The organism is Virgibacillus salinus (assembly GCF_900102415.1).
Classification (GTDB): Bacteria; Bacillota; Bacilli; order Bacillales; family Amphibacillaceae; genus Lentibacillus; species Lentibacillus subterraneus.
On record NZ_FNKD01000001.1, the window covers coordinates 1,109,535 to 1,133,993 of the forward strand.

Genomic DNA, 24,459 nt, shown 5'->3' on the forward strand with positions numbered 1-24,459 from the left:
ACATTCACCTCCATTACACTTTCATGATTAAAAAGTCATTCGCTTTTGCATCTATTTGCAGTAGATTATCGTCCGCACCAACCTGCTCGCCAGTCCATAGATTTGTAGCCTGCTTACCATTAATCGTTATCGTTTTTGGCTTACTTGAAGGGTTGATTACAAAATAAATCACTTCATTGTTGTAGTTTTTTGAGTATACAAGGTGGTTTGTTTCAGCACTTGACTCCACAATACTAAAACTTCCTTTACTGCCAAACGCTGGTTCGGTTTTCCGTAGCCCAATTAATTTTTTGACAAAGGATTTTAAATGCAAATCCTGCTGGTTTTCATCCCATTTCATACATTTTCTGCATTCCGGGTCTTCTCCGCCTGTCATGGCAATTTCGTCTCCGTAATAAATACAAGGTGTTCCTGTAAAGGACATTTGGAGTAAGAATAATAACTTCAGCTTTTGTTTGTCACCGTTGCACAACGTAAGTACACGCTCAGTATCATGACTGCCTAGCAAATTGAAGGTTGTTTCAGTAACATTTTCCGGGTATGAACATAGGACAGTTGAAACTTGGTTTGCAAACTCATTTGCATTTTTCGTGTCTTTTGCTAAATAATCAAGAGCTGCGAGTGTAAACGGATAGTTCATTACTGCATCAAATTGATCACCTTGCAGCCAAGGCATCGAATCATGCCAGATCTCTCCTAAAATATACGCGTCGGGTTTTACGGCCTTAACTTCCTGCCTAAACTCCCGCCAAAATTGATGATCTACTTCATTCGCGACATCAAGGCGCCAACCATCGATATCAAATTCTTCAATCCAATAGGTAGCAACCTTTAAGAGATATGCTTTGACTTCCGTGTTTTCGGTATTCAGTTTCGGCATATGTGGGGTAAATGCAAACGATTCAAAGTTAGGTTCAGGCTCCGTTTTAACAGGAAACTCTCTAATGTGAAACCAGTCTTTGTATATTGAATTTTCGCCGTTTTTCAATACATCCTGAAACGGAGGGAAGTAGTAACCGCTATGGTTAAACACTGCATCAAGCATGATACGAATCCCTTTTTCATGACACTTATTAACTAATTTCTTGAATGTTTCCTTGTCTCCAAATTGCGGATCAATTTCCATGTAATCGATTGTATCGTACTTGTGATTGGAATGCGCTTTAAAGATTGGTGTGAAATAGATTCCGTTTATACCTAAGTCAACCAGGTAATCCAGATGATTAATTATTCCCTGAAAGTCACCACCAAAATAATTATCCTGTTGCGGTTGAGCGCTGTCCCATTCAAGTGTGCCTATTGGGTTAATTGAATAATCACCATTTGCAAACCGTTCCGGGAAAATTTGATACCAAACAGTGTCTTTCACCCATTTTGGTGGGTTAAATACATCAACCTCATTTAAAAACGGAAAACAAAAGTAATACTGAATATCATTTAACGGAGGATCATCAGAGAACCCTTTTTCAGCATAAACGATTTTTTCATCGCCGTTGTAGAGTGCGAATCCGTAACGTAATCGACGGTAGGGGGGGATGATTTTGATAAGCCAATAATCAAATAACTCATCTGATGCCTGCAGGAACATATCTGTATACTGAAATTGCCAGCCTTCCTTAGCCCAATCATATGGGTCACCATGAATCAGTTTTACTTTTTCAACATCATTTTTCTTCGTACGTAAACGGATGTGTAATGTTCGCTCGTCATATGCGTATGCAAAACTATTCTTCGGCCGGTGATAAATCGCTTCTTTCATCATATAATTTTCTCCCTTCATTAGAAAACTTGTTTTTTCTTGCTAAATAGAACAACCCCGCTCTCCATGTGTGGAAAACGGGGTTGTTGTTCTTTAGCATACAAAGCATTGCCCTCAAATTATAGATTCATTTAATTATAGAATACTGCGATTTTGAAAATTGTCAATAGAAATAAAAAAATAAAATAAAATCAGTGAAAACGGTTGCATTAAATTTGATTTGCATTTAGAATAAGAATTAAGAAATTTGTGCAACCGATTTCACAAAAAGGGGGTCGGTTGATAATAATTAGAGGGGGAAGTTTACTAATGAAAAAATCTTCATATCTATTAATTGCGGCACTTATGTTTGTCTTTGTAGTATTAGCCGCTTGTGCACCAGAGCGTTCAGACGACACTGAGGAAAGTGATGGTGAAAGTGGTTCTACTGAAACTACTGAAAAACCTGAAAAACCTGAATCACTGACAATTTGGGCGAACGATGAAGAGAAACAATTAGAAGCTGTTGAGGATATTGCAGCTAACTATGAAGAAGAAACAGGAATTGCAGTTAACGTTGAAGTAAAATCAATGCTTGATCAAATGGAAGAATTAGCACTAGCAGGACCTGAAGGAAATGGTCCGGATTTATTTTTCCAACCACATGACCGAATTGGAAACATTGTAGCACAAGGTCTCGCAGAACCTGTGGAAATACCGGAAGATGTAATGAACTCTTACAGTGATGCTGCGGTTGATGCGATAACATACAAGTATGATAATGAAACAAATCAATATGGTTTTCCAGCAGTAATTGAGACATATGGTATTTTCTATAATACCGATATTGTAGAAGAAGAGCCAAAAACTGTTGATGATTTAATGGCATTACTGGAAAATAAAACGAATCCTAGTAATGATGAATATGGATTTTTGATGAAGCCTAACGATTTATACTTCGCTATACCGTTCTTCAATAACTATGGCGGGTATATTTTCGGAGGTGATGCAGGTGAATATGATACAGAGGATATCGGATTAAATAATGAAGGATCAGTTGAAGGCGGGAAGTTATTCCAATCCTTTTTCGGACAAGGTAAAATTCCACCATCTACTACAACTGACGTAATCGATGGACTATTTAACGACGGAAAAGTTGGAGCAGTTATTAATGGCCCATGGAGTATTGTCGGTTATAAAGAAGCACTTGGTGATAAGCTAGCATTTGCACCGTTTCCTACAATCAATGGGGAGCCGGCTCAAACATTTGTAGGGGTTAAGTCATGGATGGTTTCCTATTACTCAGAAAATAAAGAATGGGCTGCTGACTTAGCGGCATTTATGACCAACCCAGAAAGCTCACAGCATTATTATGAAGTAGCGGGGGAACTCGTACCTAGTAAAGAAGCACTTGAATCAATAGAAGATCCAATATACGCAGCGTTTGCAGAGCAAATTAAGCATGGTGTACCTATGCCAAGTACACCAGCTATGCAGCAGGTATGGGAGCCATTCAACAATGCACTGCAATTTATTGCAGAAGGCGAAGATGTAAAACCTGTACTTGATGAGTCTGTCGAACAAATAAAAACAAACATAGAAGCAAGCGGAGTAGAGTAAATACCAAGCAATGATTTTTGATGGGGGGAGTTAACTCTTCCCATCATTCTATTTGTTCATCAGGACCTAAAAGGGGGTATCAAAATTGTCTTCTCCTGACAATAAGCAAAAGACCGGCAAGAAGCACAGTCCAAAGGTTGCAACGATTCTATCGATTTTGTTTGCGGGCTTGGGACAATTGTACAACCGTCGCTATATAAAAGGGATTTCATTAATTGTTATTGAAATAGCGTTTCTGCTGACAGCTCTCCAATCGTTAAATTACGGTATTTGGGGGTTGCGTACACTAGGAACCATTGCAGGAACGGACCACTCAATACGGTTGCTTGTTATTGGTGTTCTTTCACTAATCACAATTATTATTGTTGCGGCATTATATGTATTTAATGTGTACGATGCACGAAAACAGGCGAAGAAAATACAAAATGGGTGGAAGCCGCTTAAGCTAAAAGATACGATACGAGTTGCATATGATAACACATTTCCATATTTGATGACATTTCCAGGGTTACTTCTTATGGTTTTCGTGGTTATTTTTCCGCTTATCTTTTCGGTGTTATTGGCGTTTACGAATTACAATCTATTTAATTCACCGCCACGGAATCTAGTAGATTGGGTTGGCTTTGATAACTTTGTAGAGTTGGTTACTGTACCGATATGGCAGGATACGTTTATTAGCGTTTTTGCTTGGACAATTGTGTGGACAGTTGTTGCGACAACTCTACAAATTGCCCTTGGACTATTTTTGGCTGTACTTGTTAATGATCCAAGAGTTAAATTCAAAAAAATCATTCGTACCATTTTAATTCTTCCATGGGCAGTACCAGCATTTGTGACCATTCTAATTTTTGCAGCTATGTTTAATGATGAGTTTGGGGCAATTAACAGAGATATCATCATCCCACTGATTGGTGGTGATGGTCTACCATGGCTAAGTGACCCGCTTTATTCTCGAGTTGCGATTATCATGATACAGACGTGGCTTGGCTTTCCTTTTGTGTTTGCCTTATTTACCGGAGTACTTCAAAGTATTTCGAAGGACTGGTATGAAGCTGCAGATGTTGATGGTGGATCACGCTGGCAAAAATTCCGCGAGATTACGTTTCCACACGTGATGTTTGCGACTGCGCCATTACTAATTATGCAATACGCGCAGAACTTTAATAACTTTAATATTATCTATCTATTTAATGAAGGTGGTCCTCCGGTTAGAGGACAAAATGCAGGTGGGACAGATATTTTAATTTCCTGGGTATATAAACTAACATTTGATACCAATAATTACGCGATGGCAGCAGTAATATCCATTATTATGGGTCTGCTTGTATCAGGATTTGCCTTTTATCAGTTTAGAAAAACCAGGTCATTTAAGGAAGAGGGTGAAATATAATGGATCAAAAGCTTAAATCTAAATTGGAAGTATCCGTAATTTACATTATCATCGCGATTGTATCGATTATTATATTTTATCCTCTAATATGGACAGTCGGAATGTCACTTAATCCGGGAACTAGTTTATACTCCTCTTCTATTATTCCGGAGAGCTTTTCATTAGAGCATTATAAATGGCTGTTCAGCGATGGCAGTGATTATTTAACCTGGTACAAGAACTCATTAATTGTATCGTCATTCGTTGCAGCAGGAAGTGTGATTTTAACGTCTCTTATAGCCTACGCTTTTTCACGATATCAATTTGTTGGAAGGAAAAACGGCTTATATGTCTTTTTACTATTGCAAATGTTTCCAGTCATGATGGCGATGGTAGCTTTATATATTTTCCTGAATATGATTGGCCTGTTGGATACGCTGACTGGGTTAATTCTAATTTATTTGGGAGGACAAATACCATTTAATGCATGGCTTGTGAAAGGGTACTTTGACACGATACCACGTGAACTGGACCAGGCAGCACGTATCGATGGTGCGGGCCATTTACGGGTTTTCTGGAGCATCATGCTTCCATTAGCAAAGCCAATTCTTGCGGTGGTTGCTTTATTTAACTTCATGATGCCAATGTTTGACTTTCTGCTTCCGTCAATTGTGCTTACAAGTGAGAGCAATTATACATTAGCAGTTGGGTTGTTTAACTTTATAAATGATCAATTCTCTAATAACTTCACTCGATTTGCAGCAGGGTCCATTTTGGTTGCTATACCAATTGCAGGTATATATTTATTCCTGCAGCGTTATCTGATTTCAGGATTAACTGCTGGTGGATCAAAAGGATAAGAATAATAGTAATTTTGACAGGTAGGAGGAATCTTAGGGATGCTTGAAGATACTAGCTTTGCAATACATCCAGGAAACGAGCAACAATCCAAAGCAGTACTATATCGCGATGTCGGCAGTATGAAATCATATAAACGAACGGATGACGGCTATTTTTTTCAATGTGAAAATGGTCAGGTTGCCATACAATTTTTCACAAATACCATCATTAGAGTTGTGATGAACCAATCAAATGAACCGGAATTGAATCGTTCATACGCTGTTATAGCTGATCCAGAAAACGTGGACGTTAAAGACAGCGACTCAGAGGAACAAGTTGTATTAAAAACAGATAACCTAAATGTTACTATCCAAAAATCACCATTTCGCATTACGGTATTGGATCATGATGGCAATGCTTTTCTTGAAGAAGGTGAGCGTGGTATGGCCTATCGGGAAAATGGTGAGGTTACTGCATTTAAAAAAATGAGTGAAGATGATCATTTTTATGGATTCGGTGAAAAAACAGGACATCTTGATAAACGTGGCGAAATGTATGAAATGTGGAACTCAGACGTGTATGCACCACATAATCCTGAAACCGATCCATTGTATGAATCCATTCCATATTTCATGACACTGCGCTATGGACGTGCACATGGAGTGTACTTTGATAATACATTCCGAACAACTTTTGATATGAAATCAGAAGATAATGTTTATTCATTCAAAGCAGAAGGCGGGCAGCTTGATTATTATGTTCTAGCTGGGCCCGATCCAAAGTTGGTATTGCAGCAATACACACATCTTACCGGTAAGATGCCATTGCCGCCAAAGTGGGCATTAGGCTACCATCAGTCACGCTACAGTTATAAATCAGAAGCGGAAGTAAGAGAGCTTGCCAAGAATTTTGTAGAGAAGGATATTCCAATTGATGTTATCCATCTCGATATTCATTACATGAACGAATACCGTGTGTTTACTTTTGATAAAGAGAAGTTTCCGGAACCTGAGAAACTTATTGCTGACTTGCGTGAAATGGGGATTCGAGTTGTACCGATAGTTGACCCAGGTGTAAAAAAAGACGCAGAATACACGATCTATCAGGAAGGAATTACTCAGAATCAATTTTGCAAATACATTGAAGGCGATGTTTATTTTGGCGAAGTTTGGCCAGGTGAAAGTGCATTCCCAGACCTAACCGAAGAAAGTGTTCGTAAATGGTGGGCTGATAAACATGAATTTTATACGTCTATTGGTATTGAAGGTATTTGGAACGACATGAACGAGCCAGCTGTTTTTAATGAGACGAAAACAATGGATGTTGATGTGATGCATCGTAATGATGGGAAGCCAGCAACCCATCGGGAGCTGCATAATGTTTACGGTCTATTGATGAGTAAGGCAACGTACGAAGGTATGAGAAAGCAGCTAAATGGCAAGCGGCCTTTCTTACTGACTCGTGCGGGTTTTGCAGGCGTACAGCGCTACGCTTCTGTCTGGACAGGTGACAACCGCAGTTTCTGGGAGCACTTACAAATGTCGTTGCCAATGGTGATGAATCTAGGAGTTTCTGGTGTACCATTTGCCGGACCTGATGTAGGTGGTTTTGCTCATGATACGAGTGCAGAATTATTGGTTCGTTGGACACAGGTAGGTGCTTTTACACCCTATTTTCGTAATCATTCAGCAATGGGTACCGTTTATCAGGAGCCATGGCAATTCGGCGAAGACAATGAAGCAATTATGAAGAAATATATTCAGATGCGCTATAAATGGATGCCGCAGTTATATTCATTATTTTACCAAGCGATTGTAACTGGTCTTCCGGTTATGCGTCCTTTGTTCATGGAGTATCCAGAAGATCAGAAAACGTATAATATAAATGATCAATTTATGATTGGAGATAATGTTGTTATTGCGCCGATACTGGCACCATCTGTTACAGATCGTGCGGTGTATTTGCCTTCAGGTAAGTGGGTTGATCATGAAACTGGTTTTCAGTATGAAGGGGAACGATCACATTTAATTCATGCAGAATTAGATAGGATGCCTATTTTTATCAAACAAGGTACTGCAATCATGCAAGGTGAATGGACATCGAATGAAGATAAAAATCCTCACCATGTTCAAATGGAGGTTTATGCCGGATTAAATGGTGAAACGTACAACTTTACGTACTATGATGATGATGGAGAAACTTTTGGATTTGAAAACGGAGCATTTATGGAATTATCAATCGAAGTGAAATCAACAAACAATGCTGTGGTTGTTACTGTCTTAGACCAAAGTGGTGATTATAAACCTGCTTATGGTAAAATTCATGTAAATGTCCATGGGTTACACGGTGGACAGGATGTTATACTAAATAATAATGATAATACAGCAATATCTTTAGTGAAATAAAATAAAAAGTAGAGGGTGAAGATTATGGTAACAATTAAAGATGTAGCAAAAGCAACAGGTGTCGCGCCCTCTACCGTATCTCGTGTAATTGCAAATAACCCAAGAATCAGTATTATGACAAAGGAAAAGGTACGCAAGGCAATGAAGGAATTAGGTTACCATCCTAATGTGAGTGCCAGAAATTTGGCCGTTAAATCTACTAAAGCAATAGGTGTGGTATTACCATCATCTGCTGATAAAGCACTGCAAAATCCTTTTTTTCCTGAGATATTACGTGGAATCGGCTCGGTTACACATGATATGGAATACTCCATGACATTGTCGAGTGGTATTACCGAAGAGGAAATTTTTGCCGAAGTGCAACGAATGGTATACGGAAGCTACGTTGACGGGATTATTTTATTATATTCACGCTTAAACGATAGAGTTATGAATTTTTTACATGACAAAAATTTTCCTTACGTAATTGTAGGTAAGCCCTATGAGGATATCGATGAAGTTACACATATTGATAACGATAATTTCACAGCCGGTAAGGAAATTACGAACCATTTGATTGAAACCGGTCATGAAAGAATTGCATTCATTGGCGGGTCCAAAGAGTTATTCGTAACGATGGATCGTGAAGCTGGCTATCAAACTGCAGTAAAAGAAGCAGGATTGAAAAATTGTGAGGAATATAAAATCCACACCGAATTCTTAAAATCAGGCGGGCGAGAAGCAGTTGAAACCCTGCTGTCACTTAAAGTTCGCCCTACTGGATTGGTGATCAGTGATGACTTAATGAGTCTAGGTGTGCTGAGCGGACTGGAAGAAGCGGGAATTTCTGTACCACACGATATTTCATTAGTTAGTTTCAACAATGTTTATCTGTCGGAGATCATTCGGCCTTCCCTGACAACCGTTGATATTCATATACACGAATTAGGAGCAGAATCTGCCAAAGCACTTATCGAAAAAACTATAGATAAATCAGAACCCGCTAAACGGATTACCGTCCCACATGAAATTGTATTCCGAAATTCAGTTAGCAAAAGAGGAGCCTTATAAGGGCTTCTTTTTATTGGCAGGTAAAAAAGTATAAATCCTATCTTACTGCATAAGTGCAACTAAGGCCTGGCGGTTGCCGAGTTTTCTAAGCATAACTGCCTTAATTAAACCATCTCAGCGGCTAACTCAGTATTTTTAAATTTCCACAAAATTGTCGATATTTTGTTGCCACTTCTTCGTCCTGAAAATCGAATATAGTTACACAAAGTATTATTTTTGAAAAAAATAATACAATCAACATCAAATGCCTTATGACCATAAGATAAAAATGACTGTATTATAGGGTTTAATCGTCTTATAGTAGTAAATCGTGTCATTGTTAAACGAAAACAAAAGAACAGCGAGGGAATACTTGAACTTTAGCGGACATGAGGGACCTTATTTTATGGAAAACAATAGTATTAAAGTTCAAGCGGACACCAGATACCTTATTTGCTGAAATAATCCCTGTTTTATATGAAAATATGTTAAATAAGTGCTCCTGTGTCCGCGTATCCCTCAAAAAGCACTTTTTTACCGAAATAGCAGCCGCTGTGTCCGCTAATTATCTGGAAGCAAATGGCGTTTACTTTATCAACAGCTAATAGAAAGGCATGTAGAAAAACCAAGCCTTTCTAATAGTATTAGAGCAACAGCGGACAATATGCTACACTAAATATAAAGTGATGTGGCATAATGATTTACGAATTTAAAATAGCGTTAGAGGATGTAGGTGTACCTGTTTGGCGAACTATTCAAATGGACAGTAACTCAACCTTTCGTGACCTTCATGAGGTAATTCAACTAGCATTTAATTGGGACAATATGCATCTGCATAGTTTTTTTGTGAACAAGTCAAACGGATCCAAAATTGAAGGTTGAAATTGGACCTGAACAACCGGATGATAAATTTCAATCTGCAAATGATACATATAATGAAGCTGATGTGCTACTGGCTGATTGGTTCAAAGACGTGAACGATCAAGTAGTTTAACTTTATAACTTTGGCGATAACTGGGATCATGATGTTGTTTTATTCCGAGGGAAAAGTTCTGGCAAAAATGCCTGAATCAGGTGAAAATAAAATTATTTCACTTAAAGCTTACAATAAACCTAAAGAAGTAAAGCTTGAAGTATCTGAGCTTGATTTAAAACGTGCCAAAAAACTTGCAAATCAAATTCCGGCAACGATAGAGTTTGCCGTAACACATTTGGATATACCAGTACAGGAGGACCATGGTGGAAGACCTGCATTTCCAGCCTTAGTTGTAGCAGCTGATCATGCGCAAGGTATAGCATTTTTTTCAAGACCTATTATATGACAGCACAGATATTGGACTTCTGCAGAGCCAATTGATAAAAATGCTGCAGCTAACGGAAGGAATCCCTGAGAAGATAATGATGGATAAGTAAACAGCATCGATTATGGAACCACTTGTAAAAGAACTACACGTAAATGTGGAAATAAGTGAGGTTTTACCACACATTCAGGAAATTATTAAAGGAATTGAAGACAGCATCTAAATTAAATTAGAAAGTTGAACTCTCACCCAGAGAGTTCAACTTTTTTGATCACAATTCTGTCACAAACCCAAAGAAATTTCGCTAAATCTTGATAATTTAATTGAAATCCGTTCTTACTAACCATTAAAATAAAATGGAATACTTCGGTGTATCGGAGGAGATTTTATGAGTAAGGTACTTATGTTATATGCAAGCATGACTGGTAATACGGAATTAATGGCAGAGATTATTGCGGAAGTAGTCGAAAATAGAGGGCATGAAGTCGTCACAAAAACTTTCGATCTTGATCCAATAGATGTAGAAGAACTTCTGGAATATGATGGAGTACTGGTTGGCACGTATTCCTGGGACGATGGCGAGTTGCCATATGAAGCTGAGGATTTTTATGAGGAACTCGATGACGTGGACATTACCGGAAAAATTGTCGGTGTCTTCGGATCCGGGGATTCCTTTTACGATTCATATGGTGGAGCATCTCAAATGATGGGGGAAAGGTTTAAAGAAAAGCAAGCAAATTTAGTTGCGGAGCGCTTAATAGTTGACCTTGAACCTGATAAACAGGATGTAGTAAGATGTCAGCAATTTGCCCAGGCGTTTTGTGGGATGATAGAGGGATAGCTGAAGAGTTGAGGGTGTGCATAGTGCGCACTCTCTTTTTTTGGCAAAAGAAGCTTATAAATTCGCATGCCTAATTATTAGAAAATTACTAAAGTTTGTTGACATGTTAAAAATATTACTCTAAAATGTAGCTTAACTACATAAGTGGTATATATTTAAGGAGTTAAACTTCTAAAATAGTAATTTATTTTTCTAGGTAACTGAAAAGGATGAGTTGAAGCTTATGTTTAATGGCATGGAACGAATCAAGCAAGGATTATCTACGTTAAGACCTTCTGAGCAAAAGGTTGCAAATTATATAATCAACAATTCAAAGGCTATATTGGATATGCCGATAGCCCAGCTTGCGAAGAATACTAAGACTAGTGAGGCTACAATTATTCGCATGTGTCGTTCATTACATATTAAAGGATTTAGAGAACTGAAATTAAGTATCTCTGCATCCGCAAATCAGGATGGAATTACTACTGACAGATATGAAGATATAGCTGCTGATGCAAACTTATCACAGATTATTAAATTCATTTCACATAATAATTATCGTTCCATTGAAAGTACGTTAGCACTGATTGACGAAGACATTATGGATAAAGCTATCGATAAACTGGATCACGCACGAAAAATAGTAGTAATAGGTGTTGGGGCCTCAGCAATTGTTGCTTTTGATTTTGAACAAAAATGTAAGCGCATTAACAAGTGGTGTGAAGCTTTAACAGATAGTCATACACAACTTACTTCAGCAGTTCATTTGGATGACAGGGACGTAGTACTCGCCATCTCTTATTCAGGAGAAACGAAAGAGATTATTGATACAGTTAAAATAGCCAAAAAGAATAACGCAAACATTATTTCGTTAACTGGCTACAGCAGTAATACAGTACAAAAACTTGCTAATGTAAATTTATATGCATCACCGTTGGAAAAGAGTATAAGAAGTGGGGCTACTGCTTCAAGAATCGCTCAGCTGAATATTGTTGATATCCTATTCACAGGATTGGCGTCTCTAAACTTTGAGCAATCTGTTGATTTTCTAGATAAAACTAGAGAGGTTATTCAAAACAGGTAATAGGTGGGTTGATAATGATAGAATACGAAAATATTGAACGTATTTTTAGAAAGTACATGGATGATGACTACTTTTCTGGCTGTGTATGTTACATATCGGTAAATGGAAAAAAAGCCTATCATAAGGCATTTGGGTTATCAAACCAAGTTGAAGGAACACAGTGTAACCTTGATACTGTTTTTGACCTTGCGAGTGTTACTAAAATAGTAACTTCAACGGTTATTTTAAAAATGATTTCTGAAAACGCTTTATCTTTAACTACAAAACTTGAAAAATGTTTGCCGCAATCAGTGCAAAATTCAGTATTAGCACCTATTACTATTAAGCAATTACTGACACATAGCAGCGGGTTGAAGGCATGGCACTCTTTTTATGCATACACGAAGGGCGATTCCTTATTTGCGATATTGAATTCTATTGATTTGACACATAAGGAAGGTAGAAAAGTAGTTTATAGTGATTTAAATTTTATATTACTTGGAGAAGTGATTAAATATTATTATCAATCTAGTTTACAGCATGTAATTCAGAATCAGTTGGTTGAATCATTGGATTTAGAAACACTTACATATAATCCTCATTCTAAAAGTAATATTGCGGCAACTGAATTTGGCAATAGAATTGAGCAGAAAATGTGCAGTGATAGAAATTTTCATTTTACTAATTGGCGTAATCAAAATGTCCCTATTTTAGGAGAAGTAAATGATGGGAATACCTATTATTTTTTTGGTGGTGAATCAGGTCATGCTGGCTTATTTTCGAATGTTAAAGACTTAGTCTCAATAGGAGAACTTTATTTGAAAGGGGGAATTTACGGAGAACAGAAAGTTATTTCTAATGCTCTGATAAAAGAATCATTAAAAAAACAGGTAGATAATAGAGGATTAGGCTGGGAGACTTCAGACGTTTATCCGGAAGGGGTTGGTCATACGGGATTTACTGGGACCGCTTTATGGATTGAACCAGAGAGAAACGTCGCAGTTGGTCTATTAACAAATAGATTGCACGTAGATCAGCCAAAGAATATTAACCCATTCAGGAAAGAACTTTTTGAGGAGATTTTTAAGAATATATCGTAAATAAAAGGGGAGTTATTATGTTGAAAAAAAGATTTTTGTTTTTTCTATTACTTATGGTTGCTGTGGTTGTTACAGCATGCTCAGATGACAGTGAAACAACTGCTGACGGGGATGATGGTGGAGAAGAAACTGCAGAACAAGTACTTAAAATTGCAAATGATCAGGAACCTGCAGGGTTAGATCCACATAAAACACCTGCTCATTCATCAGTTAGAGTTTATTCCAAGGTATATGAAGGACTTGTTTCATTTGATGAAAACATGGAGATTAAAGGACAGCTAGCAAAAAATTGGAAACAGCCAAACGATTCAACCTATATTTTCAATTTGGTAGAAGGAGTAAAATTCCATAATGGCCGGGAAATGACAGCAGAGGATGTCCTGTACAGTTTTGAACGTATCATGGATGAAGAAACTGCATCACATATTAGCTCTTATTTTTCAGATGTAGAAAATATTGAAGTGATGGGCGACTATAAAATCAAGTTTGAATTAGCTGCACCTAATGCGACGTTCCTGTCACACTTAACTAATTCAAGTGCAGCAATTGTTCCAAAAGAAGTTGTTGAAGAGAATGGTGATTTACAACAAGTGGCAGTAGGAACTGGACCATTTGTATTTGAAGAGTGGGTACCTGATAGTAGTGTCACACTTTCCAAAAATGAAGATTACTATATTGAAGATGTGCCAAAGCTTGATCGAGTAGAATATTATACGATGAAAGAAGAAGCTGCCAGATTATCGGCAATCCGAACTGGTGAGATTGATATGACAACGTTAACCGCTAAATCAACGGAATTACTAGAAGGTGAAGATGCAGTTAACATTATGGGTTATCAATCGTTAGAGTATAGTTACATTGGGTTTAATGTAGACAAAGAACCTTTCAATAATAAAAAAGTAAGACAGGCATTAAGCTTAGCAACTGATCGTCAAAATATTGCTGATGTTGTTTGGGATGGTGAAGCAATTATTACCGGTCCAATAGCTCCTGCTATGGGGGACTGGTCAATTGATATAGAACAAGAAGAGCTTTATCAACGCGATCTAGAAAAAGCGAAGGATTTACTTGCTGAAGCCGGTTATCCAGACGGGTTTTCAACGGAGATAACAACAGCATCAACATATGCTGATATGGTCGACACTGCACAACTTCTGCAACAGCAATGGAAGGAAATTGGAGTAAATGCTGAGATTAAACAAATTGAGTGGGGCGAATATATTGATACATGGTCAAATACTTCTGCTGATATATTAGTTGGCAGAAATGGCTCTGGTACAGATCCTGATCGTGCAATGAATTATTTCTTCCATACAGACGGTTCTGCAAATGTGTGGAACTTCTCAAATGAAGAATATGATGCGATTGTAGAAAAAGGAAAAAGTACAGTTGACCAGGCGAAACGACAAGAAATTTATGTTGAAGCGCAGGAAAAACTACTTGATTTATCACCAAATTTATTTTTAGTTTCTCCTGAGAACTATGTGGCAGTTAGAGACGGTGTGAAAGACTTTACACCATACGCTCACAATGGTGAAGATATTGATCATGTCTATAAAAAATAATAGTAGAAGTGCTGCTTTTCCAGCAGCACTCTTCTATTCTCTTATTAAGGGTGAGTAACGATGTATACATATATAATGAGAAGAATATTGATGCTATTCCCAGTACTTTTCGGAGTATCTTTATTTATTTTTGTTGTTATGCGCGTAGTTCCAGGTGATGTTGCGCAGACAATATTAGGTACGGATGCAACACCTGCAGCGTTGAAACAGCTTCGACAGGACTTTGGGTTGAATTTGCCTTTATATGAACAGTACCTGAATTGGATAGGTGGAGTTCTGACAGGAGACTTTGGCGAGTCTATGCGAACAGGAAAAGAAGTGTTGCCTGATATTTTGAACCGTTTTAAATTAACGTTTGAGTTAACTTTTTTATCTGCACTAATTTCGTGGGTTATAGCAATTCCACTAGGTATTATAGCTGCTATGAAACGTAATAGTAATGTTGATTTTGGGGTTCGGATTATATCTTTATTAGGTGTATCAGTACCAAATTTCGCTTTGGCAACAGTTCTGATACTTATTTTGTCGTTAATGTTCTCTTATAGTACTCCAGTTGGCTATGTTGGTTTCTTCGAGGATCCAATGAGAAATTTGGAAATTATGGTTATACCATCGATTGTTTTAGGAACAGCAATGGCCGGAGCTGTAATGAGGATGACACGTTCATCAGTACTGGAGATATTGAGACAGGATTTTATACGTACAATTCGTGCAAAAGGTGCAAAAGAAAGAGTTGTAATTTTTCAGCATGCGCTCAGAAATGCCATGATCCCCATCTTAACCATTATCGGCTTGCAAATTGGCACATTGTTAGGTGGGACGGTCATCATTGAACAAATATTCTCATTGCCTGGATTGGGGCAGCTAGTACTTACAGGAATAACACAACGTGACTTTATGGTCGTGCAGGGTGCAGTACTATTTATAGCATTTGTATTTGTGATGATTAATTTACTAGTTGATATTCTTTATTCTTATTTAGATCCTAGAATAAGTTACAAATAATAATCGACTTAGAATATAGAAAGAGTGATTCAATGAAACAATTTCTGAAACGTTTAAGACAGGATAAAGTTGGGCTAATAGGAAGTATTGGCGTATTGTTAGTTATTATTGTCGGGTTTCTCGCACCTGTTATTGCACCGTATAGCCCTGAGCAGATGTTTACAGAACATACAATGGAGGGGCCGAGCGGACAATTCATTTTCGGTACGGATGAATTTGGCAGGGACATATTTTCAAGGATTGTCTATGGCACACAGGTATCTTTGAAAGTAGGCTTAATCGCAGTTGGTGTAGGAGCTACCGGTGGTTTGATTTTCGGGCTGTTAGCTGGTTATTTCCAAGGGAAAGCTGACCAGATTATCATGCGGATAATGGATGTATTCTTTGCATTTCCTGATATATTATTAGCCCTAACTATAGTAGCTGTACTGGGACCAAGTGTAACCAATACAATGATAGCAATTGGAATTGTATTCACACCGGTATTTACAAGGGTTGTAAGAGGAACTGTTATTAGTGTGAAAGAAAATGAATATATCACAAATGCTGTAGCAATAGGTGTTTCCCCTGTAAAAATTATCTCAAAACATATAACACCTAATATCATGGCACCGTTTATTGTACAAATAACCCTTGGATTGTCCGGAGCTATATTGACTGAAGCAGCATTAAGCTTCCTGGGTCTTGGTGTGCAGCCTCCAGACCCATCCTGGGGTGTTATGCTTAATTCATCCCGGGCATATATGGAATTTGCACCATGGACAATATTGTTCCCAGCAGGTGCAATTGTGTTTACAATATTCTGCTTCAACCTATTAGGTGATAGTTTACGAGATATATTAGATCCGAAATTGAAATAAGAAGTAAATGTAGAGGTGAAAAAGATGGGAAAAGCATTGGGTGTAGGTTTAATGTCAGGCACCTCATTAGATGGCATAGATGCAGTGCTCGTTGAGATAGAAGAGAAAAAGGATAATGTGGATGTAAACATTATAGATTCGCTAACACAACACTACGATACGGATGTGCGTAATGCGTTAATGGAGGTTTGCAGTCCGTCTACAGCAACTTTACAAAAGATAAATTCGATTAATATGTTCCTTGGAAAAGAGTTTGGCAGTGTTGTAAACAAATTGCTGAAACAAGCAAACGTATCAAAGAATGATATTCATTTTATTAGCTCGCACGGACAGACAATCTATCATCAGCCCTTTGATGGAGAATCTAATCTTGATGTCGCCGGGACCATGCAGATAGGAGACATATCTGTTTTGTCTGAAGAAACTGGCATTGCAGTTGTTGGCGATTTTCGAACTGCAGATATGGCGGCGAGTGGACAAGGAGCTCCACTTGTTTCGTATGTTGATTACTTATTATTTAAAAATCCGAACAAATCACGTGCTATCCAAAATATTGGCGGAATTGGCAACGTAACCTACGTACCAGAAAATAGTAACAGTGATGGCATACAGTCATTTGATACAGGCCCTGGGAATATGGTGATTGACGAGGTTGTCTATCGGCTGACGAATGGCAAACGTAATTACGATAAAGATGGCGAGATGGCATATAGAGGTAATATTAATCAGCGGCTGTTAACCAAACTAATGAGTCACGACTACTTTAAAAAAGAACCACCTAAAACCACTGGTCGAGAGTTGTTTGGTAATCAGTTTGTTGATGAAATTTTTAAAGAATACGGACAGATGAATCCAGAAGATTTAGTTGCGACTGTCAGCGAGTGGACAGTACTAACCATAGCCCATAGTTACAATCAATTTTTAATGGATAAAGGGTATAAGATTGATGAGGTCATTGTTGGTGGTGGGGGCAGTTATAATCCATATTTGATCGAACGGTTAAACTATCATTTACCTGAAGTGATCATTTTCACACATGAACACTTTGATATTTCTAGTGATTTAAAAGAAGCTATGGCATTTGCAGTATTAGGGTTTCAATGTATTCTCGGAAAGTATAATCAACTTCCTTCAGCGACAGGCGCAAAAAGGCAAGTTATTATGGGGAAAATCGCTTATACACAACCCGATGCCCTCGAACGGATTGATACTTTGAGGAGAGGATCTTAATGAGTACAATATTGGATATAAACGATCTTTCAGTAGATGTAACTTTGGATAAGCAAAATCATAATGTCGTAAACGGACTAAACTTATCTATAAAGAAAAAACAAAAATATGGAATAGTTGGTGAATCCGGTAGCGGTAAAAGTTTAACGTCACTGTCAATTCTTAACCTATTACCAGATGTATTGAGTATTAGTAATGGGAGTATCATTCTTGATGAATCTACTGATCTGACAAAACTGTCAAAAAAAGAAATGCTGAATATACGTGGAAATGAAATATCAATAATCTTCCAGGAGCCAATGACAGCTCTTGATCCGTTATTTACGGTTGAGCATCAGATTTCAGAAGTACTTCGATTCCATGGAAAGTATACAAAAAAGCAAATGCAAGACATGATAATTGATATGCTTGAAAAGGTAGGATTTGCTGAGCCAAAGCAGTTATTGAAACGGTATCCACATCAGCTTTCAGGTGGAATGCGTCAACGAGTTATGATTGCAATGGCATTAATTTGTAAACCAAAATTGCTAATAGCGGATGAACCGACTACTGCACTAGATGTTACTATTCAAGCGCAAATTCTCGATTTAATGAATGATCTAACGCAAGATTATGATACTTCTATTCTAATGATTACACATGATTTAGGTGTTATCGCTGAGACATGTGAACGGGTTGCGGTAATGTACGCAGGGACATTAGTTGAAGAATCAACAGTTGAACAGCTTTTTGATAATCCGACACACCCCTATTCAGTCGGTTTACTGGAATCTGTACAGTCACTAGGAGATAAGACGAAAAAATTATATTCAATCCCTGGCAATGTTCCTGCTCCTGCAGAATTGAAAGAATCAGGTTGCAGGTTTGCATCAAGATGTCCGCATGTCATGGATATTTGCAGGCAGCAGGATCCGCCACTTTTTCAAATAGATGATGATCACACCAGCAGATGCTGGCTTTATCAAGAGGGAGGGGAAAAAAGTAATGAGTACAGATCAAGTAATGTTGAAGGTTAGTAACCTGAAAAAACACTTTCCTCAGAAGTCAGGAATTCTGCAAAGAACCAATAACGTTGTAAGAGCGGTCGATGGGATTAGTTTTGAAATAAATGAAGAGGAAACATTTTCGTTAGTAGGGGAAAGCGGATGTGGCAAATCTACTACTGGTCGTTCCATATTACGGTTGCATGAGCCTACATCGGGTGAGATTTTGTATAATGGAACAGATATCATGAATTATTCAAAGAGGGAATTTCGAAAACTGCGAAGAGATTTGCAAATGATATTTCAGGATCCATACAGTTCATTGAATCCAAGAATGACAGTTCGGAATTTATTATTAGAACCATTGTTAACACATAATATTTGTTCGAAAAAAGTAGCTGAACAGCGGATTATGGATATAGCTGAAAAAGTGGGATTGTCTAAGGAACAAATTAACCGTCATCCCCATGAATTTAGTGGTGGCCAGCGTCAGCGTATCAGTATTGCAAGAGCTCTGATTTTAAATCCAAAGGTTGTAATTCTTGATGAAGCAGTGTCAGCTTTGGATGTTTCTATTCAAGCGCAAATTCTAAACTTGTTAATCGAGCTGCAGCAAGACCTGAAATTAACGTACCTTTTTATTTCTCACGATTTGAATGTAGTTAGACATGTGAGTGATAGGGTTGGCGTGATGTATCTTGGTCAAATGATGGAAACAGCCAAAACGGATGAACTCTATAGCGATCCGCTACACCCGTATACAAAATCTCTGCTTTCAGCTATACCTTCTAATCATCCTTCTGAGAAAAAAGAACGGATTATCTTACAAGGGGATGTGCCAGATCCATCGAACCCACCATCAGGGTGCCCATTTAGACTAAGATGTCCTGAGGCGCATGAACGATGTGCGATAGAGAAGCCTGTTTATCGGGAAGTAAAGGAAAACCATTGGGTTGCATGTCACCTATATGATCAAAGTAACCTTGATATAACAAACGAATCAGATTATAATTTTGGAGAAACAACAAAAGTATTGAAATAATAAATCAAGGGTGAAATCTGATGGAATATGTAGCAGGAATCGACGGGGGTGGAACGAAAACAAAAGCAGTTATTGCAGACATGGATGGTCTAATAGTTGCTAAAACAACAGCAGGCCCCACTAATCCAAATGTTATGTCCCGTGAAAAACTAATACAAACATTAGACACAATGATGCAAGACATGAAAAAACAAGTACCAGACGTGTTTGAAAAAATCTCAAGCGTATTTGCTGGCATTTCGGGTGTCGGCAATGCTAAAGCAAAAGCTGACTTAGAAGACATTCTTAAACAAATGGTTTCCAATAGTGTAACGGTATGTGTTGAAGCAGACACAGTTAATGCTCTATACTCTGGAACATATGGTGAACCAGGTATTGTCCAAATTTCAGGTACTGGTTCGATAACCTATGGAATTAATCAGCAACTGGAGCATGATCGAGTAGGTGGCTGGGGTTACTTGTTTGGTGATGAAGGTAGTGGTTATGATATTGGTCGTCAGGGAATTATGGCGGCATTAAAAGCCAATGATGGTCGTGGAGAGAAAACCATTTTACTTGAAATGCTTTGTACATATTTTGCTGTGACACACCCATATGACTTTATACAGAGAATTTATGCTTCACCAATACCTAAAAGTAAAATATCTCCTGTTTCTAAACTGGTATTTGAAGCCTATAAACAAAATGATTTGGTTGCTGAGCATATTATGGATAATATAGTAAATGAACTAAGCTTAAGTATCCGAACATTATATATGAAACTTTTTAAACCAGATGAAGAAGCAAGAGTAGTGTTATGTGGTGGTGTTTTTAGTGATACTGAAGTGTTGCCAAGACTACTTGAAGCTGAACTGCAGGAATATAAAAATCTAACTATTACGATTCCAATAATGCTTCCTGTCGGCGGATCATTAATTGGCAGTTATTTACTGCAAAATATAAAACCGGATTCTAATGTAGTTCAAAATATTATTTCAACACTCTAATTAAAAGAGAAGGTGATTGTGTGTCGCATGTAAAAGGTGGACTTGTCATATTGAAAGAGATGGTCAATAGTTTACCACCCTCAGAGAAGAAAATAGCAGAGTATATTTTGAATAATCCAGAGGAATCAATTCTTCTAACAGCATTAATGCTTGGGGAAAAAAGTCAAACAAGCAGTGCAGCTGTCATCCGTTTATGTAAATCGTTGGGATTCAATGGGTTCCAAGAGTTGAAGATTCGTGTAGCAGGTGATTTACAGGCCGGATCGGTGAAAGGATATAGGGATATAGAACGAAATGAAGATTTTAAAGATATTATCGATAAGGTGACATCAAATACGATTCAAACACTTAAAGAAACAGTAGATATTATGAGTGAAAAGAATTTAAAGAAAGCTGTAACTGCTTTATCAAATGCAAAATCCATCGTATTTATTGGATTTGGTGCTTCTTACATAGCAGCTAAAGATGCAGAACAGAAGTTTATTCGTATTGATAAAAATGCTCAGTCCTTTTCGGATGTACATATGGCAGCCACCGCAATTGCCAATAAAGGCCCAGAGGATGTGGTTGTTGGTATTTCGTTTTCTGGCAGCACGAAAGAAGTAGGTAAATTACTGGATCTTGCCCAACAGAAGAGTTCCACAACGATTAGCATAACAAAGTATGGCAATTCATTAGTCTCCAAGTTTTCCGACATACAGTTGCATACCTCTGCAGCAAAAGAGGCGACTTTCAGAAGTGGTGCAACTTCCTCCAGAATTGCCCAGCTACATTTAATAGACATTTTATTAATGTGTTTAGCATCAGAGGATTATGAAGAAACTATTCATCATTTAGATGAAACGAGAGAAGCAGTCTCCTTTCTAAGGGAAGAAGACTCAAAGGAGAAGAAATGATTTTATTTTGAAAAAATAGCTATTTTCATTTTATATCTAGCATAAAATAAAATAAGACTATGCTTATTGAAATTTTATTACTAAATTTTTACGTTTTATTGACAAAATAATTCACTGGCACTATAATTATATCAAATAACTGAAAGCGCTTTTATATAAAAATTATAAAACTACTAAATAATTTATCTACAACGTGAATGTTAGGAGAATTACATGCCAATGGAATTATCAAAGTTAACTACCGAAAAGCGAAATGAAAAAAGTATGCAATTGGATCAAATGTCAACTATGGAAATTTTAAAGACGATCAACGATGAAGATCAGAAAGTGGCAAAAGCAGTTGAAGCAGTTTTGTCTAAAGTCGATAAAGCAATTGAACATATTTATAAAGCGCTGGCAGATGGTGGACGACTTTTCTACGTAGGTGCTGGCACGAGTGGACGACTTGGTGTAATTGATGCATCTGAATGTCCGCCAACTTTCATGACCCCGCCAGACATGGTGCAAACCGTTATGGCTGGTGGAAATGGAGCATTCTTCAGTGCAGTAGAAGGGTCAGAGGATGATGAAACACAGGGGGCGGATGATCTTAAAGCAAAAAACCTCACTGACAAAGACGTTGTAATTGGGATTACTGCTAGTGGTCGTACGCCATACCCGATTGGTGCACTAAAATATGCACGAGATATTGGTGTTTACACGGTTTCGTTATCATGTAATGAAGGATCATTGATTAGCCAATTTGCCGAGTGTGATATAGAAGTCGTTGTTGGCCCAGAAGTATTAACAGGCTCTACACGAATGAAGGCAGCAACAGCCCATAAAATGGTGCTGAACATGATAAGTACAACAACAATGGTTAAGCTTGGTAAAGTTCATGAAAATCTGATGGTTGATGTTCACGCAAGCAATTACAAACTAATGGAACGAGCAAAGCGTACGATTATTGAAATTACGAATGTTTCTTATGAGGAAGCTGAAGAAACTCTTAAATCTACTAAAAATGAGGTTAAACCAGCAATTGTGATGATTAAAGGAGGTGTTACATACCCGAAAGCCATGGATGCAATCGAGTACAGTAATGGATATGTTCGGGATGCAATTAATTATGCATTACAGCACAATGTCTGAAACAACATTGATAGTTTCATAAACTATTAATGGTTTCATATATATTTATTAATACAAAGGGGGAAATTAGGTTGAAGAAGTTATTTAAAAGTCCTTTAGTATGGGTAGCTGTTGTTATGCTTCTTTTGGCAGTAGGCTGTTCAGATGATGGTGGAGATTCATCAGCTGATGGCAAAACTGATGAAGATGTGAAGAACGACGGAGAAGTAAATGGAACTATGGAGATTCAATACTTTGTCGGCGGTTATGGTGACTCTTGGTGGAAAGAAGTAATTGGAGAATTCAAAGAAGAGTATCCTGACGTTGAAGTTGTTGAACATGCTGGTCCAAATATTAATGAAGAAATGAGATCCCGTTGGGTTTCAGACGATCCACCTGATGTTGTATACATTGATGGTGCCGGGTCAAGTGAAACACAAATGGTTGAAGATGGACAGTTAATGAATCTGTCAGATTGGATTCAAGACATTGAACTAGAAGATGGTTCACCACTTCTTGACAGTTTTATTGTAGAACCAGCTAAGTACGATGGAGATATTTACAGCTTGCCATTAGTATTCGACACATGGGGTACATGGTATGACAAAGCCTGGTTTGAAGAAGAAGGCTGGGAAGTACCAAAAGACTTTGATAGTTTCATGAGCACAATGGGGAATATTCAGGATTCTGCTGACATTGCTCCATTTGTAACGACTGGTCAGCACCCTTATTATTTCTTAAGAGGTATGCTGTATCCTGCATTTGGTGCAGCTGGCGGAGATGAATTATTAAATGATGTTATCACTGGTGCTGAAGGTGCCTGGACTAGTGAACCAGTTTTAAATGTAATGAAAAAGGTAGAAAAAATGGCAGAAGAAGGATACATTGATCCTGGTTTTGGTGCATTGAACCATACACAATCACAAATGAACTTCCTGCTTCATGATAATGCATTTATCCCAGTAGGTTTCTGGCTACCAAATGAAATGGCTAACGATACACCGGAAGACTTTGACTATGGATTTATTCCATCACCAATGCAGGAATCAGGTGAGCCAATGGCAATTGTTCCGGATTTACGACCATTAGCAATAGCAGAACAGGCTGAAAACCCTGAGGCTGCTAAAGCTTTTGTTGAGTTTGTCTTTACGAAAAAATACGCGAAATCATTCTCAGAACACACTGGTGCTATCATGAACCTTAAGGGTGTAGATTTGGCTTCAAACGAAAATGTTCCTGGTTATTTAATCGATGCTAATGAGATGATAAATGACCCTGAACAAGTACAAATTCACCATAAACCACATCCAATGAGTTCAGATCTTGAGACACCAATTAGTAATTCACTTGTATCTCTGATGCTGGGTAACATTACTGCAGAAGAGTTTGTTGAAGAAGCAGAAGCAGCAGCTGCTGAATATCGTAATCAATAAGTAAGTGTGTTTAAGTAACGGTATGGAATGTGAAGCGGGCTTCTATAGCTTTACATTCCAT

22 protein-coding genes are annotated in these 24,459 nt (G+C 37.8%); 21 read left to right on the forward strand and 1 reads right to left on the reverse strand.

The annotated features are described in order from the left end of the window. Positions 1 to 13 precede the first annotated feature (13 nt). Positions 14 to 1,762, reverse strand: a complete 1,749-nt coding sequence (locus BLS02_RS05215) for a glycoside hydrolase family 13 protein (protein WP_092491889.1) — start codon at positions 1,760 to 1,762, stop codon at positions 14 to 16. 306 nt (positions 1,763 to 2,068) lie between these two features. Between BLS02_RS05215 and BLS02_RS05220 the strand changes: the two genes are divergently transcribed. The 21 genes from BLS02_RS05220 (at position 2,069) to BLS02_RS05315 (ending at position 24,398) form a co-directional block, all read left to right on the forward strand. Next, on the forward strand, positions 2,069 to 3,358 hold the full coding sequence (locus BLS02_RS05220; protein WP_092491890.1) for a sugar ABC transporter substrate-binding protein: 1,290 nt from the start codon (positions 2,069 to 2,071) through the stop codon (positions 3,356 to 3,358). Positions 3,359 to 3,443: 85 nt separating this feature from the next. Further along, entirely contained in the window at positions 3,444 to 4,748 is a 1,305-nt protein-coding gene (locus BLS02_RS05225; protein ID WP_092491891.1) for a carbohydrate ABC transporter permease, read from the forward strand. Next, complete coding sequence (locus tag BLS02_RS05230; protein ID WP_092491892.1) at positions 4,748 to 5,587, forward strand: sugar ABC transporter permease; 840 nt, start codon at positions 4,748 to 4,750, stop codon at positions 5,585 to 5,587. Before BLS02_RS05225 ends, BLS02_RS05230 begins: the two co-directional genes overlap by 1 nt. 39 nt (positions 5,588 to 5,626) lie before the next feature. Beyond that, positions 5,627 to 7,972, forward strand: coding sequence for a glycoside hydrolase family 31 protein (locus BLS02_RS05235; protein ID WP_092491893.1), 2,346 nt, complete (start codon positions 5,627 to 5,629; stop codon positions 7,970 to 7,972). A 24-nt stretch (positions 7,973 to 7,996) separates the two neighbouring features. Further along, positions 7,997 to 9,022, forward strand: a complete 1,026-nt coding sequence (locus tag BLS02_RS05240) for a LacI family DNA-binding transcriptional regulator (RefSeq protein ID WP_092491894.1) — start codon at positions 7,997 to 7,999, stop codon at positions 9,020 to 9,022. 675 nt (positions 9,023 to 9,697) lie between these two features. Next, positions 9,698 to 9,883 (forward strand): IS1096 element passenger TnpR family protein, encoded by a 186-nt coding sequence (locus tag BLS02_RS05245; protein WP_092491895.1) that lies wholly within the window; start codon positions 9,698 to 9,700, stop codon positions 9,881 to 9,883. Beyond that, positions 9,873 to 9,995, forward strand: a complete 123-nt coding sequence (locus BLS02_RS19310; RefSeq protein ID WP_302846735.1) for a hypothetical protein — start codon at positions 9,873 to 9,875, stop codon at positions 9,993 to 9,995. The genes BLS02_RS05245 and BLS02_RS19310 overlap by 11 nt, the downstream gene beginning before the upstream one ends. A gap of 28 nt (positions 9,996 to 10,023) precedes the next feature. Next, on the forward strand, positions 10,024 to 10,323 hold the full coding sequence (locus tag BLS02_RS05250) for a DUF6930 domain-containing protein (protein ID WP_139180767.1): 300 nt from the start codon (positions 10,024 to 10,026) through the stop codon (positions 10,321 to 10,323). 367 nt (positions 10,324 to 10,690) lie between these two features. Next, entirely contained in the window at positions 10,691 to 11,143 is a 453-nt protein-coding gene (locus tag BLS02_RS05255; RefSeq protein WP_092491897.1) for a flavodoxin, read from the forward strand. 223 nt (positions 11,144 to 11,366) lie between these two features. After that, positions 11,367 to 12,209 carry a MurR/RpiR family transcriptional regulator gene (locus BLS02_RS05260; RefSeq protein ID WP_092491898.1) on the forward strand — a complete coding sequence of 281 codons (843 nt, stop codon included), beginning with the start codon at positions 11,367 to 11,369 and terminating at the stop codon, positions 12,207 to 12,209. Between the two features lie 14 nt (positions 12,210 to 12,223). Next, a complete protein-coding gene (locus tag BLS02_RS05265; RefSeq protein ID WP_092491899.1) occupies positions 12,224 to 13,288 on the forward strand; it encodes a serine hydrolase domain-containing protein in 1,065 nt (354 codons plus the stop codon). Positions 13,289 to 13,305: 17 nt separating this feature from the next. After that, on the forward strand, positions 13,306 to 14,853 hold the full coding sequence (locus BLS02_RS05270; protein ID WP_254788727.1) for an ABC transporter substrate-binding protein: 1,548 nt from the start codon (positions 13,306 to 13,308) through the stop codon (positions 14,851 to 14,853). Between the two features lie 60 nt (positions 14,854 to 14,913). Continuing rightward, the gene (locus tag BLS02_RS05275) at positions 14,914 to 15,858 is read left to right on the forward strand and encodes an ABC transporter permease (RefSeq protein ID WP_092491900.1); all 945 of its coding nucleotides are present in this window, start codon (positions 14,914 to 14,916) and stop codon (positions 15,856 to 15,858) included. A 32-nt stretch (positions 15,859 to 15,890) separates the two neighbouring features. Continuing rightward, positions 15,891 to 16,718 carry an ABC transporter permease gene (locus BLS02_RS05280; protein ID WP_092491901.1) on the forward strand — a complete coding sequence of 276 codons (828 nt, stop codon included), beginning with the start codon at positions 15,891 to 15,893 and terminating at the stop codon, positions 16,716 to 16,718. A gap of 24 nt (positions 16,719 to 16,742) precedes the next feature. Then, positions 16,743 to 17,948 (forward strand): anhydro-N-acetylmuramic acid kinase, encoded by a 1,206-nt coding sequence (locus BLS02_RS05285; RefSeq protein WP_092491902.1) that lies wholly within the window; start codon positions 16,743 to 16,745, stop codon positions 17,946 to 17,948. Further along, entirely contained in the window at positions 17,948 to 18,964 is a 1,017-nt protein-coding gene (locus BLS02_RS05290) for an ABC transporter ATP-binding protein (RefSeq protein WP_092491903.1), read from the forward strand. The genes BLS02_RS05285 and BLS02_RS05290 overlap by 1 nt, the downstream gene beginning before the upstream one ends. Then, entirely contained in the window at positions 18,933 to 19,973 is a 1,041-nt protein-coding gene (locus BLS02_RS05295; protein ID WP_092491904.1) for an ABC transporter ATP-binding protein, read from the forward strand. The genes BLS02_RS05290 and BLS02_RS05295 overlap by 32 nt, the downstream gene beginning before the upstream one ends. Before the next feature lie 20 nt (positions 19,974 to 19,993). Next, the gene (locus BLS02_RS05300; RefSeq protein ID WP_092491905.1) at positions 19,994 to 20,959 is read left to right on the forward strand and encodes an N-acetylglucosamine kinase; all 966 of its coding nucleotides are present in this window, start codon (positions 19,994 to 19,996) and stop codon (positions 20,957 to 20,959) included. A 20-nt stretch (positions 20,960 to 20,979) separates the two neighbouring features. Then, positions 20,980 to 21,855 carry a MurR/RpiR family transcriptional regulator gene (locus BLS02_RS05305; protein WP_092491906.1) on the forward strand — a complete coding sequence of 292 codons (876 nt, stop codon included), beginning with the start codon at positions 20,980 to 20,982 and terminating at the stop codon, positions 21,853 to 21,855. A 219-nt stretch (positions 21,856 to 22,074) separates the two neighbouring features. Continuing rightward, positions 22,075 to 22,986 (forward strand): N-acetylmuramic acid 6-phosphate etherase, encoded by a 912-nt coding sequence (gene murQ, locus BLS02_RS05310; protein ID WP_092492241.1) that lies wholly within the window; start codon positions 22,075 to 22,077, stop codon positions 22,984 to 22,986. A gap of 116 nt (positions 22,987 to 23,102) precedes the next feature. Next, positions 23,103 to 24,398: an extracellular solute-binding protein gene (locus BLS02_RS05315; protein WP_439144712.1), complete on the forward strand. Its 1,296-nt coding sequence runs from the start codon at positions 23,103 to 23,105 to the stop codon at positions 24,396 to 24,398. The last annotated feature ends 61 nt before the right edge of the window (positions 24,399 to 24,459 follow it).